The 17,605-nt window shown below is 55.7% G+C and carries 13 protein-coding genes and 1 tRNA gene; all 14 read left to right on the top strand.

What is annotated here, in order from left to right:
* Positions 1–1,065, top strand: a 1,065-nt coding sequence (tuf, locus tag ACTJKS_RS27705) for an elongation factor Tu (protein ID WP_440828804.1), incomplete at its 5' end; no start/stop codon positions are given.
* Between the two features lie 53 nt (positions 1,066–1,118).
* A tRNA-Trp gene (locus ACTJKS_RS27700) sits at positions 1,119–1,194 on the top strand.
* 45 nt (positions 1,195–1,239) lie between these two features.
* Positions 1,240–1,608: a preprotein translocase subunit SecE gene (secE, locus tag ACTJKS_RS27695; protein WP_041074957.1), complete on the top strand. Its 369-nt coding sequence runs from the start codon at positions 1,240–1,242 to the stop codon at positions 1,606–1,608.
* A gap of 9 nt (positions 1,609–1,617) precedes the next feature.
* Positions 1,618–2,151, top strand: a complete 534-nt coding sequence (gene nusG, locus ACTJKS_RS27690; RefSeq protein WP_025113545.1) for a transcription termination/antitermination protein NusG — start codon at positions 1,618–1,620, stop codon at positions 2,149–2,151.
* A gap of 117 nt (positions 2,152–2,268) precedes the next feature.
* Positions 2,269–2,700: a 50S ribosomal protein L11 gene (rplK, locus tag ACTJKS_RS27685; RefSeq protein ID WP_003228756.1), complete on the top strand. Its 432-nt coding sequence runs from the start codon at positions 2,269–2,271 to the stop codon at positions 2,698–2,700.
* Entirely contained in the window at positions 2,700–3,395 is a 696-nt protein-coding gene (gene rplA, locus ACTJKS_RS27680; protein ID WP_003228754.1) for a 50S ribosomal protein L1, read from the top strand. Before rplK ends, rplA begins: the two co-directional genes overlap by 1 nt.
* Positions 3,396–3,593: 198 nt before the next feature.
* Complete coding sequence (gene rplJ, locus ACTJKS_RS27675) at positions 3,594–4,094, top strand: 50S ribosomal protein L10 (protein WP_003228752.1); 501 nt, start codon at positions 3,594–3,596, stop codon at positions 4,092–4,094.
* Between the two features lie 74 nt (positions 4,095–4,168).
* Complete coding sequence (gene rplL / locus ACTJKS_RS27670; protein ID WP_041074960.1) at positions 4,169–4,534, top strand: 50S ribosomal protein L7/L12; 366 nt, start codon at positions 4,169–4,171, stop codon at positions 4,532–4,534.
* A gap of 221 nt (positions 4,535–4,755) precedes the next feature.
* Positions 4,756–8,829 (top strand): DNA-directed RNA polymerase subunit beta, encoded by a 4,074-nt coding sequence (gene rpoB, locus ACTJKS_RS27665; protein WP_027614262.1) that lies wholly within the window; start codon positions 4,756–4,758, stop codon positions 8,827–8,829.
* A gap of 63 nt (positions 8,830–8,892) precedes the next feature.
* Positions 8,893–13,092 (top strand): DNA-directed RNA polymerase subunit beta', encoded by a 4,200-nt coding sequence (rpoC, locus tag ACTJKS_RS27660; protein WP_041074962.1) that lies wholly within the window; start codon positions 8,893–8,895, stop codon positions 13,090–13,092.
* A 215-nt stretch (positions 13,093–13,307) separates the two neighbouring features.
* Positions 13,308–13,679, top strand: coding sequence for a 30S ribosomal protein S12 (gene rpsL / locus ACTJKS_RS27655; protein ID WP_003186084.1), 372 nt, complete (start codon positions 13,308–13,310; stop codon positions 13,677–13,679).
* A gap of 107 nt (positions 13,680–13,786) precedes the next feature.
* Entirely contained in the window at positions 13,787–14,260 is a 474-nt protein-coding gene (gene rpsG, locus ACTJKS_RS27650) for a 30S ribosomal protein S7 (protein ID WP_003228745.1), read from the top strand.
* A gap of 30 nt (positions 14,261–14,290) precedes the next feature.
* Positions 14,291–16,396, top strand: a complete 2,106-nt coding sequence (gene fusA / locus ACTJKS_RS27645; RefSeq protein WP_047296931.1) for an elongation factor G — start codon at positions 14,291–14,293, stop codon at positions 16,394–16,396.
* Positions 16,397–16,427: 31 nt separating this feature from the next.
* On the top strand, positions 16,428–17,605 hold a 1,178-nt coding region (tuf, locus tag ACTJKS_RS27640), incomplete at its 3' end, for an elongation factor Tu (RefSeq protein WP_440829043.1).

Below are 17,605 nucleotides of genomic sequence, written 5' to 3'. Positions count from 1 at the left end.
GTAGTTGAATTCGACAAGATCGACAGCGCTCCAGAAGAAAAAGCTCGCGGTATCACCATCAACACCGCGCACGTTGAGTACAACTCGAACATTCGTCACTACGCTCACGTTGACTGCCCAGGTCACGCTGACTATGTGAAGAACATGATCACCGGTGCTGCTCAAATGGACGGCGCTATCCTGGTTTGCTCGGCCGCTGATGGTCCGATGCCACAAACCCGTGAGCACATCCTGCTGTCCCGTCAGGTAGGCGTTCCGTACATCGTGGTTTTCCTGAACAAGGCTGACCTGGTAGACGACGCTGAGCTGCTGGAACTGGTTGAGATGGAAGTTCGCGACCTGCTGTCCACCTACGACTTCCCGGGCGATGACACTCCAATCATCATCGGTTCGGCTCGTATGGCGCTGGAAGGCAAAGACGACAACGAGATGGGCACCACTGCCGTCAAGAAGCTGGTTGAAACTCTGGACAGCTACATCCCAGAACCAGTTCGTATGATCGACAAGCCATTCCTGATGCCAATCGAAGACGTGTTCTCGATCTCGGGTCGCGGTACTGTTGTGACTGGTCGTATCGAGCGCGGTATCGTTCGCGTTCAAGATGCACTGGAAATCGTTGGTCTGCGTGACACCACCACCACCACCTGCACCGGTGTTGAGATGTTCCGCAAGCTGCTCGACGAAGGTCGTGCTGGTGAGAACTGCGGCGTTCTGCTGCGTGGTACCAAGCGTGACGACGTTGAGCGTGGTCAGGTTCTGGTCAAGCCAGGTTCGGTTAAGCCGCACACCAAGTTCACTGCAGAAGTTTACGTTCTGAGCAAGGAAGAAGGCGGTCGTCACACTCCGTTCTTCAAAGGCTACCGTCCACAGTTCTACTTCCGTACTACTGACGTGACTGGTAACTGCGAGCTGCCAGAAGGCGTTGAAATGGTAATGCCAGGTGACAACATTCAGATGACTGTTACCCTGATCAAAACCATCGCGATGGAAGACGGTCTGCGTTTCGCTATCCGTGAAGGCGGTCGTACCGTCGGCGCTGGCGTCGTAGCCAAAATCATCGAATAAACGGTTGTAATGTATTTTTCGGGCCGGCATAATGGTCGGCCTGATTTTGTTTTAGGTCAGTAGCTCAATTGGCAGAGCGACGGTCTCCAAAACCGTAGGTTGGGGGTTCGATTCCCTCCTGACCTGCCAGATTCACTCGGTGTGTCTGGCTTTCTTTTCACAGGATCTTCACAGATGACTCCTAAGGCTGAAGCTCAAGGCTCTCGCTTCGATCTGCTAAAGTGGCTTGTGGTAGCTGCTTTGGTGGTTGTGGGTGTAGTTGGCAATCAGTATTACGCTGCTTCGCCGATCCTGTACCGTGTACTCGCACTGCTCGTGATTGCTGCTGTTGCTGCCTTTGTAGGCCTGCAGACTGCAAAGGGCAAGTCGTTCTTCGTACTGGTTAAGGAAGCGCGCACCGAGATTCGTAAAGTCGTATGGCCAACTCGCCAGGAAACTACGCAGACAACGTTGATTGTTGTTGCTGTGGTTATCGTTATGGCGTTGCTGTTGTGGGGTGTTGATTCCCTGCTCGGCTGGCTTGTTTCCTTGATTGTCGGCTAAGGGTGTCCCGTGGCTAAGCGTTGGTACGTTGTGCATGCTTACTCGGGTTACGAGAAGCATGTCATGCGCTCGCTGATTGAGCGCGTTAAGCTGGCTGGCATGGAAGATGGCTTCGGCGAAATTCTGGTTCCCACTGAAGAAGTGGTTGAAATGCGTAATGGCCAGAAGCGCAAAAGCGAACGTAAGTTCTTCCCAGGTTATGTGCTGGTACAGATGGATATGAACGAGGGTACTTGGCACTTGGTCAAGGATACTCCTCGGGTGATGGGCTTCATTGGCGGTACCGCCGACAAGCCTGCTCCAATCACCGACAAAGAGGCGGAAGCCATTCTACGTCGCGTGGCCGATGGTAGTGATAAGCCGAAGCCGAAGACTCTGTTTGAGCCGGGTGAGGTGGTTCGTGTTACCGATGGTCCGTTCGCTGACTTTAACGGCACCGTCGAAGAAGTTAACTACGAAAAGAGCCGTGTCCAGGTGGCAGTGCTTATTTTCGGTCGCTCTACCCCGGTAGAGTTAGAGTTCAGTCAGGTCGAAAAGGTCTAATTGAACAAGCATCCCAACCCCGCAGCCCTAGGCTGTGGGGTTTTGTCGTCACTGGGATAAACGCGCAAGTAACCGGGGAGCCTTTCGAGGCGTTCGAACCCGTAATTGGAGTGCCTCATGGCCAAGAAGATTACCGCTTACATCAAGCTGCAAGTGAAGGCCGCTCAGGCTAACCCAAGCCCACCTGTTGGTCCTGCTCTGGGTCAGCACGGCGTGAACATCATGGAATTCTGCAAGGCTTTCAACGCCCGTACTCAGGGTCTGGAAGCAGGTCTGCCGACTCCAGTGATCATCACTGTCTACAGCGACCGTAGCTTCACTTTCGAAACCAAATCCACCCCTGCTTCGGTTCTGCTGAAGAAGGCGGCCGGTCTGACTAGCGGTTCCGCTCGTCCGAACACTGTTAAGGTTGGCACTGTTACCCGTGCTCAGCTGGAAGAAATCGCGAAAACCAAAAACGCGGATCTGACTGCAGCTGATATGGATGCAGCCGTGCGTACTATCGCCGGTTCTGCTCGTAGCATGGGCCTTAACGTGGAGGGTGTGTAATGGCTAAGCTGACCAAGCGTCAAAAGGCTATCGCCGGCAAAATCGAAGCAGGCAAGGCCTACAACATTGTAGACGCTGCTGCTCTGCTGGCTGAGCTGTCGACTGTCAAGTTCAGCGAGTCGTTCGACGTTGCTGTAAACCTGGGTGTAGACCCGCGTAAATCCGACCAGGTTGTTCGTAGCGCTACTGTGCTGCCACACGGCACTGGCAAGACCGTTCGCGTTGCTGTGTTCACCCAGGGTCCAGCTGCTGAGGCCGCTCTGGCTGCCGGCGCTGACCGTGTAGGTATGGACGACCTGGCTGCCGAAATGAAAGGCGGCGACCTGAACTATGACGTAGTGATTGCATCCCCGGATGCCATGCGCGTTGTAGGTCAACTGGGTCAGATCCTCGGTCCACGTGGCCTGATGCCTAACCCGAAAGTCGGCACCGTAACTCCAGACGTAGCTACCGCAGTTAAAAACGCCAAGGCTGGTCAGGTTCGTTATCGCACCGACAAAAACGGCATCATCCACACTTCCGTTGGCAAGATCGGCTTCGATGCCGTCAAGCTGAAGGAAAACGTTGAAGCCCTGATCGCTGATCTGAAGCGTATCAAGCCAGCTTCTTCGAAAGGTATCTACGTCAAGCGCGTTACCCTGAGCACCACTATGGGCCCAGGTCTGGTTATCGACCAGAGCTCGCTGGACGCGTAAGACAAAGGTTGGCGCATTTGATTGCGCCAATTGAAAGATTGGGGTCCCTGCCTGGCGGGGGCTATCCAAGACCGTAGGCGACGCAAGTCTTAAACCATAAGCCTACGCAGATGGTGCTCCCGGTTCCTTACCGAATCAGACACCAAAACGACATTCGGTTTCGACCGAGTGAAACGGTAACAAGCAGGAGTTAAACCCGTGGCAATTAATCTCGAAGACAAGAAGGCCATCGTCGCTGAAGTCAACGAGGCTGCCAAAGTCGCTCTGTCCGCTGTCGTGGTTGATGCCCGTGGCGTAACAGTAGGCGCAATGACCGGACTCCGTAAAGAGGCTCGTGAAGCTGGCGTTTACGTACGTGTTGTACGTAACACCCTGCTCAAGCGCGCTGTTGCTGACACTGAATACAGTGTCCTCAACGACGTGTTCACCGGCCCGACCCTGATTGCATTCTCGAACGAACATCCGGGCGCTGCTGCCCGTATCTTCAAAGAGTTTGCCAAGGGTCAGGACAAGTTCGAGATCAAGGCAGCTGCGTTCGAGGGCAAGTTCCTCGCAGCTAATCAGATCGACGTACTGGCAACTCTGCCGACCCGTGACGAAGCAATTTCTCAGCTGATGAGCGTGATTCAAGGCGCTACCAGCAAATTGGCTCGTACTCTGGCGGCAATTCGCGACCAGAAAGAAGCTGCCGCAGCCTAAGGCTCGTCAACTTCTCGCGTTTTTTGTTTATTTCGATGGTCGCGTAGGCCGTCCCCCAATTCAGGAATTGAGTCATGTCTCTGACTAACGAACAAATCATCGAAGCAATCGGCCAGAAATCCGTAGTGGAAATCGTTGAGCTGATCAAAGCGATGGAAGAAACCTTCGGCGTTACCGCTGCTGCCGCTTCGGCTGGCCCAGCTGTAGCTGCTGCTGCTGTTGAAGAGCAAACCGAGTTCAACGTTGTCCTGGTTGAAGCCGGCGAGAAGAAAGTAAACGTGATCAAGGCAGTTCGTGAACTGACCGGTCTGGGCCTGAAAGAAGCCAAAGAGAAAGTAGATGGCGCTCCTCAGGTTGTAGCTGAAGGCGTTTCGAAAGAAGCTGCTGAAGACGCTAAGAAGAAGCTGGAAGAAGCAGGCGCTAAAGTCGAGCTGAAATAAGTATCGACTTTGCTCCTCCAGCCCGAGCGTCAAGCGACAGGCTGATGGCTGGTGGCTCTTGCCACCGGCCTTTTTCCGTTATTGGCAGCCGACTGGGTCGGTGCTGATAAAGGCGCTGTAACCACCCGATGCGGTGGCGCAAACCATGGGGTTTGCACGATTTTCTGGCTGCTCCCGTCGGGAGGGGCCAAACAAGCAGGTGACCAAGCTGGGGAACGCTGATGGCTTACTCATATACTGAGAAAAAACGTATCCGCAAGGACTTTAGCAAGTTGCCGGACGTCATGGATGTGCCGTACCTCCTGGCCATCCAGCTGGATTCGTATCGTGAATTCTTGCAAGCGGGAGCGACTAAAGATCAGTTCCGCGACGTGGGCCTGCATGCGGCCTTCAAATCCGTTTTCCCGATCATCAGCTACTCCGGCAATGCTGCGCTGGAGTACGTCGGTTATCGCTTGGGCGAACCGGCATTTGATGTCAAAGAATGCGTATTGCGCGGTGTAACTTTCGCCGTACCTTTGCGGGTAAAAGTGCGCCTGATCATTTTCGACAAAGAATCGTCGAACAAAGCGATCAAGGACATCAAAGAGCAAGAAGTCTACATGGGCGAAATCCCATTGATGACTGAGAACGGTACCTTCGTAATCAACGGTACCGAGCGTGTTATCGTTTCCCAGCTGCACCGTTCCCCGGGCGTGTTCTTCGACCACGACCGCGGCAAGACGCACAGCTCCGGTAAACTGCTGTACTCCGCGCGCATCATTCCTTACCGCGGTTCGTGGCTGGATTTCGAGTTCGACCCGAAAGACTGCGTATTCGTGCGTATCGACCGTCGTCGCAAGCTGCCGGCCTCGGTACTGCTGCGCGCGCTCGGCTACACCACCGAAGAAGTGCTGGACGCTTTCTACACCACCAACGTATTCCACGTTAAAGGCGAAGGCCTGAGCCTGGAACTGGTGCCTCAGCGCCTGCGCGGTGAAGTGGCTGTCCTTGATATCCAGGACGATAAAGGCAAGGTGATTGTCGAGCAGGGCCGTCGTATTACTGCCCGCCACATCAACCAGCTGGAAAAAGCCGGGATCAAAGAGCTGGACGTGCCTCTGGACTACGTTCTGGGTCGCACTACCGCCAAGGTCATCGTGCATCCGGCTACCGGCGAAATCCTGGCAGAGTGCAACACCGAGCTGTCGACCGAAGTCCTGGCGAAAATCGCCAAGGCGGGCGTTGTTCGCATTGAAACTCTGTACACCAACGACATCGACTGCGGTCCGTTCATCTCCGACACGCTGAAGATCGACTCCACCAGCAACCAATTGGAAGCGCTGGTCGAGATCTATCGCATGATGCGTCCAGGCGAGCCGCCAACCAAAGACGCTGCCGAAACCCTGTTCAACAACCTGTTCTTCAGCCCTGAGCGCTATGACCTGTCTGCGGTCGGCCGGATGAAGTTCAACCGTCGTATCGGTCGTACCGAAATCGAAGGTTCGGGCGTGCTGTGCAAGGAAGACATCGTCGCGGTCCTGAAGACTCTGGTCGACATCCGTAACGGTAAAGGCATCGTCGATGACATCGACCACCTGGGTAACCGTCGTGTTCGCTGCGTAGGCGAAATGGCCGAGAACCAGTTCCGCGTTGGCCTGGTACGTGTTGAGCGTGCGGTCAAAGAGCGTCTGTCGATGGCCGAAAGCGAAGGCCTGATGCCGCAAGACCTGATCAACGCCAAGCCAGTGGCTGCGGCGGTGAAAGAGTTCTTCGGTTCCAGCCAGCTGTCGCAGTTCATGGACCAGAACAACCCGTTGTCCGAGATTACCCACAAGCGTCGTGTCTCTGCACTCGGCCCTGGCGGTCTGACTCGTGAGCGCGCGGGCTTCGAAGTCCGTGACGTACACCCGACTCACTACGGTCGTGTCTGCCCGATTGAAACGCCGGAAGGTCCGAACATCGGTCTGATCAACTCCTTGGCTGCGTACGCTCGCACCAACCAGTACGGCTTCCTGGAAAGCCCGTACCGTGTGGTGAAAGAGGGTGTGGTCACCGACGAGATCGTGTTCCTGTCCGCTATTGAAGAAGCCGATCACGTGATCGCGCAGGCTTCGGCGACCATGAACGAGCAGAAAGTCCTGATCGACGAACTGGTAGCCGTACGTCACCTGAACGAATTCACCGTCAAGGCGCCGGAAGACGTCACCTTGATGGACGTTTCGCCGAAGCAGGTAGTTTCGGTTGCAGCGTCGCTGATTCCGTTCCTCGAGCACGACGACGCCAACCGTGCGTTGATGGGTTCGAACATGCAGCGTCAAGCTGTACCAACCCTGCGCGCTGACAAGCCGCTGGTCGGTACCGGCATGGAGCGTAACGTGGCTCGCGACTCCGGCGTTTGCGTCGTGGCTCGTCGTGGCGGCGTGATCGATTCCGTTGATGCCAGCCGTATCGTGGTTCGTGTTGCCGATGACGAAGTTGAAACCGGTGAGGCCGGTGTCGACATCTACAACCTGACCAAATACACCCGCTCGAACCAGAACACCTGCATCAACCAGCGTCCGCTGGTGAGCAAGGGTGATCGCGTTCAGCGTAGCGACATCATGGCCGACGGCCCGTCCACCGACATGGGTGAACTGGCGCTGGGTCAGAACATGCGCATCGCGTTTATGGCATGGAACGGCTTCAACTTCGAAGACTCCATCTGCCTGTCCGAGCGTGTGGTTCAGGAAGACCGTTTCACCACGATCCACATTCAGGAACTGACCTGTGTGGCGCGTGACACCAAGCTTGGCCCAGAGGAAATCACTGCGGACATCCCGAACGTGGGTGAGGCTGCACTGAACAAGCTGGACGAAGCCGGTATCGTTTACGTAGGTGCTGAAGTAGGCGCAGGCGACATCCTGGTCGGTAAAGTCACTCCGAAAGGCGAGACTCAACTGACTCCGGAAGAAAAACTGCTGCGTGCGATCTTCGGTGAAAAAGCCAGCGACGTTAAAGACACCTCCCTGCGTGTACCTACCGGTACCAAAGGTACTGTCATCGACGTACAGGTCTTCACCCGCGACGGCGTTGAGCGTGATGCTCGTGCTCTGTCGATCGAGAAGTCCCAGCTGGACGAGATCCGCAAGGATTTGAACGAAGAGTTCCGTATCGTAGAAGGCGCGACCTTCGAACGTCTGCGCTCCGCTCTGGTAGGCCACAAGGCTGAAGGCGGCGCCGGTCTGAAGAAAGGTCAGGACATCACCGACGAAGTTCTCGACGGTCTTGAGCATGGTCAGTGGTTCAAACTGCGCATGGCTGAAGATGCTCTGAACGAGCAGCTCGAGAAGGCTCAGGCCTACATCGTTGATCGTCGCCGTCTGCTGGACGACAAGTTCGAAGACAAGAAGCGCAAACTGCAGCAGGGCGATGACCTGGCTCCAGGCGTGCTGAAAATCGTCAAGGTTTACCTGGCAATCCGTCGTCGCATCCAGCCGGGCGACAAGATGGCCGGTCGTCACGGTAACAAAGGTGTGGTCTCCGTGATCATGCCGGTTGAAGACATGCCGCACGATGCCAATGGCACTCCGGTCGACGTGGTCCTCAACCCGTTGGGCGTACCTTCGCGTATGAACGTTGGTCAGATTCTTGAAACCCACCTGGGTCTCGCGGCCAAAGGTCTGGGCGAGAAGATCAACCGGATGGTCGAAGAGCAGCGTAAAGTCGCTGAGCTGCGCACCTTCCTGGACGAGATCTACAACCAGATTGGCGGTCGTAACGAAGATCTGGACAGCTTCTCCGATCAGGAAATCCTGGATCTGGCGAAGAACCTGCGAGGCGGCGTTCCAATGGCCACTCCAGTGTTCGACGGCGCCAAGGAAAGCGAAATCAAGGCCATGCTGAAACTGGCAGACCTGCCGGAAAGCGGCCAGATGCAGCTGACTGACGGCCGTACCGGCAACAAGTTCGAGCGTCCAGTTACCGTTGGCTACATGTACATGCTGAAGCTGAACCACTTGGTAGACGACAAGATGCACGCGCGTTCTACCGGTTCGTACAGCCTGGTTACCCAGCAGCCGCTGGGTGGTAAGGCGCAGTTCGGTGGTCAGCGTTTCGGGGAGATGGAGGTCTGGGCACTGGAAGCATACGGTGCTGCTTACACTCTGCAAGAAATGCTCACAGTGAAGTCGGACGATGTGAACGGCCGTACCAAGATGTACAAAAACATCGTGGATGGCGATCACCGTATGGAGCCGGGCATGCCCGAGTCCTTCAACGTGTTGATCAAGGAAATTCGTTCCCTCGGCATCGATATCGATCTGGAAACCGAATAACACGTGACGCGATCGAGAGCGGGGCAGGACTGCCCGCTCTCTGCTCCGCCAGGAGGAAAGGCCTTGAAAGACCTACTGAATTTGCTGAAAAACCAGGGTCAAGTCGAAGAGTTCGACGCCATCCGTATCGGATTGGCCTCGCCTGAGATGATCCGCTCGTGGTCGTTCGGTGAAGTTAAAAAGCCGGAAACCATCAACTACCGTACGTTCAAACCTGAGCGTGACGGTCTGTTCTGCGCCAAGATCTTTGGCCCGGTAAAGGATTACGAGTGCCTGTGCGGTAAGTACAAGCGCTTGAAGCACCGTGGTGTGATTTGCGAGAAGTGCGGCGTTGAAGTCGCACTGGCCAAGGTTCGTCGTGAGCGCATGGCGCACATCGAACTGGCTTCGCCGGTTGCCCACATCTGGTTCCTGAAATCGCTGCCGTCCCGTATCGGCCTGCTGATGGACATGACCCTGCGTGATATCGAACGCGTTCTCTACTTCGAGAGCTACGTCGTTATCGATCCGGGCATGACCACCCTTGAAAAAGGTCAGCTGCTGAACGACGAGCAGTACTTCGAAGCGCTGGAAGAGTTCGGTGATGACTTCGACGCCCGCATGGGTGCTGAAGCTGTCCGTGAACTGCTGCACGCTATCGACCTGGAGCACGAGATTGGCCGTCTGCGCGAAGAGATTCCGCAAACCAACTCGGAAACCAAGATCAAGAAGCTGTCCAAGCGTCTGAAGTTGATGGAGGCCTTCCAGGGCTCCGGCAACCTGCCAGAGTGGATGGTGCTGACCGTTCTGCCGGTTCTGCCGCCAGATCTGCGTCCATTGGTCCCGCTGGATGGCGGTCGTTTCGCGACTTCCGACCTCAACGATCTGTATCGTCGAGTGATCAACCGTAACAACCGTTTGAAGCGCCTGCTGGATCTGTCCGCTCCGGACATCATCGTGCGCAACGAAAAGCGTATGTTGCAGGAAGCTGTCGATGCACTGCTCGACAACGGTCGTCGTGGCCGCGCTATCACCGGTTCGAACAAGCGTCCTCTGAAATCCCTGGCTGACATGATCAAGGGTAAGCAAGGTCGTTTCCGTCAGAACTTGCTCGGTAAGCGTGTTGACTACTCCGGTCGTTCGGTAATTACCGTAGGCCCGACCCTGCGTCTGCACCAGTGCGGTCTGCCGAAGAAGATGGCTCTCGAGCTGTTCAAACCGTTCATTTTCGGCAAGCTGGAAATGCGTGGTCTCGCGACCACCATCAAAGCGGCCAAGAAGATGGTCGAGCGCGAGCTGCCAGAGGTTTGGGACGTTCTCGCTGAAGTGATTCGCGAACACCCGGTTCTTCTCAACCGTGCACCGACCCTTCACCGTCTGGGTATCCAGGCGTTTGAACCGGTACTGATCGAAGGTAAGGCTATCCAGCTGCACCCTCTGGTCTGCGCCGCGTACAACGCCGACTTCGACGGCGACCAAATGGCCGTGCACGTACCGCTGACGCTGGAAGCCCAGCTCGAAGCGCGTGCGTTGATGATGTCGACCAACAACATTCTGTCGCCAGCCAACGGTGAGCCAATCATCGTTCCGTCGCAGGACGTTGTATTGGGTCTGTACTACATGACTCGTGAAGCGATCAACGCCAAGGGCGAAGGTCGTGTGTTCGCGGATCTGCAGGAAGTTGACCGTGTGTTCCGTGCCGGCGAAGCCGCACTGCACGCCAAGGTCAAGGTTCGTATCAACGAAACCGTCAACGACCGTGACGGCAACAGCGTGAGCAACACTCGTATCGTCGACACCACTGTCGGCCGTGCGCTGCTGTTCCAGGTTGTGCCAAAAGGTCTGTCGTACGATGTCGTCAACCTGCCGATGAAGAAAAAGGCGATCTCCAAGCTGATCAACCAGTGCTACCGCGTGGTTGGTCTGAAAGAGACCGTGATCTTCGCTGACCAGTTGATGTACACCGGTTTCGCTTACTCGACCATCTCCGGCGTTTCCATCGGTGTTAACGACTTCGTTATCCCGGACGAAAAAGCCCGCATCATCGGTGCAGCCACCGACGAAGTGAAAGAGATCGAGAGCCAGTACGCCTCCGGCCTGGTAACCCAGGGCGAGAAGTACAACAAAGTGATCGACCTTTGGTCGAAGGCGAACGACGAAGTTTCCAAGGCGATGATGGCCAACCTCTCGAAAGAGAAAGTCATCGACCGTCACGGCGACGAAGTCGACCAAGAGTCCTTCAACTCGATGTACATGATGGCCGACTCGGGTGCGCGGGGTTCTGCTGCGCAGATTCGTCAGCTGGCCGGTATGCGTGGTCTGATGGCCAAGCCGGACGGTTCCATCATTGAAACGCCGATTACTGCGAACTTCCGTGAAGGTCTGAGCGTACTCCAGTACTTCATCTCGACTCACGGTGCTCGTAAAGGTCTGGCGGATACCGCGTTGAAAACTGCGAACTCCGGTTACCTGACTCGTCGTCTGGTAGACGTGGCGCAGGATCTGGTTGTAACCGAGATCGATTGCGGCACCGAACACGGTCTGCTGATGACTCCGCATATTGAAGGCGGTGACGTTGTAGAGCCGTTGGGCGAGCGCGTATTGGGTCGTGTTATTGCCCGTGACGTATTCAAGCCAGGCACCGAGGACGTTATCGTTCCTGCCGGTACTCTGGTGGACGAGAAGTGGGTCGAGTTCATCGAGCTGAACAGCATCGACGAAGTGATCGTGCGTTCGCCGATCAGCTGCGAAACCCGCTATGGCATTTGCGCCAAGTGCTACGGCCGTGATCTGGCTCGTGGTCACCAGGTGAACATCGGCGAAGCGGTCGGCGTTATTGCTGCCCAGTCCATCGGTGAGCCGGGTACCCAGCTGACGATGCGTACGTTCCACATTGGTGGTGCGGCAAGCCGTACTTCCGCAGCCGACAGCGTTCAGGTGAAGAATGGCGGTACCGTCCGTCTGCACAACCTGAAACACGTTGAGCGAGTGGATGGCCACCTGGTTGCTGTGTCCCGTTCCGGTGAGCTGGCAATCGCTGATGACTTCGGTCGTGAGCGTGAGCGTTACAAGCTGCCGTACGGTGCTGTGATTTCGGTTAAAGAAGGTGACAAGGTCGACGCTGGCGCAATCGTGGCCAAGTGGGATCCGCACACTCACCCAATCGTTACCGAAATGAAAGGTACCGTGACCTACGTGGGCATGGAGGAAGGCATCACGATCAAGCGTCAGACTGACGAATTGACCGGTATGACCAACATTGAAGTACTCGACGCGAAAGATCGTCCAGCTGCGGGCAAGGAAATTCGTCCAGCAGTGAAGATGGTCGACGACAACGGCAAGGATCTGTTGCTGCCAGGCACTGACGTTATCGCTCAGTACTTCCTGCCAGCCAACGCCCTGGTCGGTGTTGCGGACGGTGCGAAGATCGCGATCGGTGATGTTATCGCTCGTATCCCGCAAGAAACTTCGAAAACCCGCGACATCACCGGTGGTCTGCCTCGTGTTGCCGACCTGTTCGAAGCTCGTCGTCCGAAAGAAGCGTCGATTCTGGCTGAAGTCAGCGGCACCATCGCGTTCGGTAAAGAGACCAAAGGCAAGCGCCGTCTGGTTATTACCCCGAACGACGGTAGCGATCCGTACGAAGAGCTGATTCCGAAGTGGCGTCACCTGAACGTGTTCGAAGGCGAACAGGTTAACCGCGGCGAAGTTATCTCCGATGGTCCAAGCGATCCGCACGACATCCTGCGTCTGCTGGGTGTGAGCGCGCTGGCCAAGTACATCGTGAACGAGATCCAGGACGTTTACCGTCTGCAAGGCGTGAAGATCAACGATAAGCACATCGAGACCATCCTGCGTCAGATGCTGCGTAAAGTTGAGATCTCCGAGTCCGGCGATTCCAGCTTCATCAAGGGCGACCAGATGGAACTGACTCACGTGCTGGTAGAGAACGAGCGTCTGAACGCGGAAGACAAATTTGTCTCCAAGTTCACTCGCGTTCTGCTGGGTATCACCAAGGCGTCGTTGTCCACCGAATCGTTCATCTCGGCGGCTTCCTTCCAGGAAACCACCCGCGTACTGACCGAAGCGGCAGTCACCGGCAAGCGCGACTACCTGCGCGGCCTGAAAGAAAACGTGGTCGTGGGTCGTCTGATCCCGGCCGGTACCGGTCTGGCATATCACAGCGAGCGCAAGCGTCGCCGTGATGCGGACAAACCGTTGCGCGTAAGCGCCAGTGAAGTGGAAGCTGCACTGACCGAAGCGCTGAACTCGAGCGGTAACTGAGTTCTGCGGTAAATGAGCTGAGGCCCTGATCGCTCCGTTCGTCGAATCGAGACAAATTGTCAAGGTTCGACGGGCGGGGAGGTCGGGGCCTTGCCTTGACTGGGGGCAAGATCCTCTTTAGACTCTTGATCCCCTAAATTTGGCGGGAATCCGTTCCTGTCATTTTGCTTTTCTTGCAAGACAATAGCGTCGCAAGACAACAGTGGAGCTAGTAGATGGCAACTATCAACCAGCTGGTACGTCAGCCGCGTAAGCGTATCGTCGAGAAATCCGACGTACCTGCGCTGCAGAACTGCCCGCAACGTCGTGGCGTGTGCACCCGTGTGTACACCACTACGCCGAAAAAACCTAACTCGGCACTGCGTAAAGTATGCCGTGTGCGTCTGACCAACGGTTTCGAGGTTTCCTCGTACATCGGTGGTGAAGGCCACAACCTGCAAGAGCACAGCGTGGTACTGATCCGCGGCGGTCGTGTAAAAGACTTGCCAGGTGTTCGTTACCACACCGTTCGCGGCTCCTTGGATACTTCCGGCGTTAAAGGCCGTAACCAGGGTCGTTCGAAGTACGGTACCAAGCGTCCGAAGTAATCGGCCGTTTTGCAGATTTTCATTTTATTGAGTCGATAAGAGTAAGGTCGGGCTTGCATCCACTGGATCTGTCCCGAACTAACCTGAAGACCGCTTGAGGGCTTATCATGCCAAGACGTCGCGTAGCAGCAAAGCGTGAGATTCTGGACGATCCGAAATACGGAAGCCAGATCCTCGCTAAATTCATGAACCACGTTATGGAAAGCGGCAAGAAAGCCGTTGCCGAGCGTATCGTTTATGGTGCCCTGGAAACCGTGAAGGCTCGTAAGGCCGGCACCGATCCCCTGGAACTCTTCGAAAAAGCACTCGACGCCATCGCTCCGCTGGTCGAAGTGAAGTCGCGCCGCGTTGGTGGTGCTACTTACCAGGTTCCGGTCGAGGTTCGTCCTTCCCGCCGTAACGCTCTGGCAATGCGCTGGTTGGTAGACTTCGCCCGTAAGCGTGGCGAGAAGTCTATGGCTCTGCGCTTGGCTGGCGAACTGCTGGATGCTGCTGAAGGTAAAGGTGCTGCTGTTAAGAAGCGTGAAGACGTGCACCGTATGGCCGAAGCCAACAAAGCTTTCTCGCACTACCGCTTCTAATTTTAGCTTCACTAATTTTGCGAGGGCTTTATGGCTCGTACTACTCCGATTAGTCGCTACCGTAACATCGGTATCGTCGCTCACGTGGATGCTGGTAAAACCACCACCACCGAGCGCGTCCTTTTTTACACTGGCAAAAGTCACAAAATGGGCGAGGTGCATGACGGCGCCGCGACCACAGACTGGATGGTGCAGGAGCAGGAGCGTGGTATTACCATTACTTCTGCTGCCATCACCGCCTTCTGGAAAGGTTCCGAGAAGCAGTATCCTCACGAACACCGCTTCAACGTCATCGATACCCCGGGCCACGTAGACTTCACCATTGAAGTTGAACGTTCCCTGCGCGTACTCGACGGCGCTGTCGTTGTATTCTGCGGTACTTCGGGTGTTGAGCCTCAGTCGGAAACCGTATGGCGTCAAGCCAACAAATACGGTGTTCCACGTCTTGTTTACGTAAACAAGATGGACCGTGCTGGTGCCAACTTCCTGCGCGTGATCGGTCAGATCAAACAGCGTCTGGGTCACACTCCAGTGCCGATTCAGCTGGCTATCGGTTCGGAAGACAACTTCCAGGGCCAGATCGACCTGATCAACATGCAGGCTGTTTACTGGAACGACTCTGACAAGGGTATGGTTCCTGTTCGCAAGGAAATCCCTGCGGACATGCTCGAGCTGGCTACTGAGTGGCGCAGCAACATGGTTGAGGCTGCGGCCGAAGCCAGTGAAGAGCTGATGAACAAGTACCTGGAAGGCGAAGAGCTGTCGATCGAAGAGATCAAGGCTGCTCTGCGTCAGCGCACTATCGCTGGCGAAATCGTTCTGGCTGTGTGCGGTTCTTCGTTCAAGAACAAGGGCGTTCCCCTGGTTCTCGACGCCGTTATCGACTTCCTGCCTGCTCCAACCGACATTCCTGCGATCAAGGGTTCCAACCCTGATAACGAGGAAGAGGAAATGGAGCGTCACGCAAGTGACGACGAGCCGTTCGCGGCACTGGCGTTCAAAATCGCTACTGACCCATTCGTGGGTACCTTGACCTTCGTCCGTGTTTACTCGGGCGTGTTGAACTCCGGCGACGGCGTGATCAACTCGGTTAAAGGCAAGAAAGAGCGCGTGGGTCGTATGGTGCAAATGCACGCAAACGCCCGTGAAGAGATCAAGGAGGTGCGCGCTGGCGACATCGCGGCCCTGATCGGCATGAAGGACGTCACCACTGGTGAAACCCTCTGCAACGCTGACAAGCCAATCATCCTGGTTCGTATGGACTTCCCGGAGCCGGTTATTTCGGTTGCCGTAGAGCCTAAGACCAAGGATGACCAGGAAAAAATGGGTATCGCACTGGGCAAACTGGCTCAGGAAGACCCGTCTTTCCGCGTTAAGACTGATGAAGAGACTGGTCAGACGATCATCTCCGGCATGGGCGAGTTGCACCTGGACATCTTGGTTGACCGGATGCGCCGTGAGTTCAACGTCGAAGCCAACATCGGCAAGCCTCAAGTTTCGTACCGTGAGCGCATCACGAAGAACTGCGAAATCGAAGGCAAGTTCGTTCGCCAGTCCGGCGGTCGCGGCCAGTTCGGTCACTGCTGGATCCGTTTTGCTCCTGCTGACGAAGGTCAGGAAGGTCTGCAATTCCTGAACGAAGTAGTAGGTGGTGTGGTTCCTAAGGAATACATCCCGGCTATCCAGAAGGGTATCGAAGAGCAGATGAAGAACGGCGTTGTTGCCGGCTATCCGCTTATCGGCCTGAAGGCTACCGTGTTCGATGGTTCTTACCACGACGTCGACTCCAACGAGATGGCGTTTAAAGTGGCTGCTTCCATGGCGACCAAGCAACTGGCCCAGAAGGGTGGTGGTGAGTTGCTCGAGCCGATCATGGCGGTAGAGGTTGTTACGCCTGAAGACTATATGGGTGATGTGATGGGCGACCTTAACCGTCGTCGCGGCATGATCCAGGGTATGGAAGACACAGTGTCCGGCAAGGTTATCCGTGCCGAGGTTCCACTGGGTGAGATGTTCGGTTATGCGACCGACGTTCGTTCCATGTCCCAGGGTCGCGCAAGCTACTCTATGGAATTCAAAAAATACGATACGGCTCCGTCGCACATCGTCGAATCCGTAACCAAAAAACAAGGCTGATTCAGCCCCTTTAGGCTAGGAGTTAATTGTCGTGGCTAAAGAAAAATTTGATCGTTCCCTACCGCACGTCAACGTTGGCACCATTGGTCACGTTGACCACGGTAAAACCACTCTGACCGCTGCTCTGACTCGCGTCTGCTCCGAAGTTTTCGGTTCGGCCGTAGTTGAATTCGACAAGATCGACAGCGCTCCAGAAGAAAAAGCTCGCGGTATCACCATCAACACCGCGCACGTTGAGTACAACTCGAACATTCGTCACTACGCTCACGTTGACTGCCCAGGTCACGCTGACTATGTGAAGAACATGATCACCGGTGCTGCTCAAATGGACGGCGCTATCCTGGTTTGCTCGGCCGCTGATGGTCCGATGCCACAAACCCGTGAGCACATCCTGCTGTCCCGTCAGGTAGGCGTTCCGTACATCGTGGTTTTCCTGAACAAGGCTGACCTGGTAGACGACGCTGAGCTGCTGGAACTGGTTGAGATGGAAGTTCGCGACCTGCTGTCCACCTACGACTTCCCGGGCGATGACACTCCAATCATCATCGGTTCGGCTCGTATGGCGCTGGAAGGCAAAGACGACAACGAGATGGGCACCACTGCCGTCAAGAAGCTGGTTGAAACTCTGGACAGCTACATCCCAGAACCAGTTCGTATGATCGACAAGCCATTCCTGATGCCAATCGAAGACGTGTTCTCGATCTCGGGTCGCGGTACTGTTGTGACTGGTCGTATCGAGCGCGGTATCGTTCGCGTTCAAGATGCACTGGAAATCGTTGGTCTGCGTGACACCACCACCACCACCTGCACCGGTGTTGAGATGTTCCGCAAGCTGCTCGACGAAGGTCGTGCTGGTGAGAACTGCGGCGTTCTGCTGCGTGGTACCAAGCGTGACGACGTTGAGCGTGGTCAGGTTCTGGTCAAGCCAGGTTCGGTTAAGCCGCACACCAAGTTCACTGCAGAAGTTTACGTTCTGAGCAAGGAAGAAGGCGGTCGTCACACTCCGTTCTTCAAAGGCTACCGTCCACAGTTCTACTTCCGTACTACTGACGTGACTGGTAACTGCGAGCTGCCAGAAGGCGTTGAAATGGTAATGCCAGGTGACAACATTCAGATGACTGTTACCCTGATCAAAACCATCGCGATGGAAGACGGTCTGCGTTTCGCTATCCGTGAAGGCGGTCGTACCGTCGGCGCTGGCGTCGTAGC

The sequence above is a fragment of the Pseudomonas sp. 22189 genome (assembly GCF_052045635.1).
GTDB lineage: Bacteria > Pseudomonadota > Gammaproteobacteria > Pseudomonadales > Pseudomonadaceae > Aquipseudomonas > Aquipseudomonas parakoreensis.
This window is presented reverse-complemented; position numbering and strand designations above follow the sequence as displayed.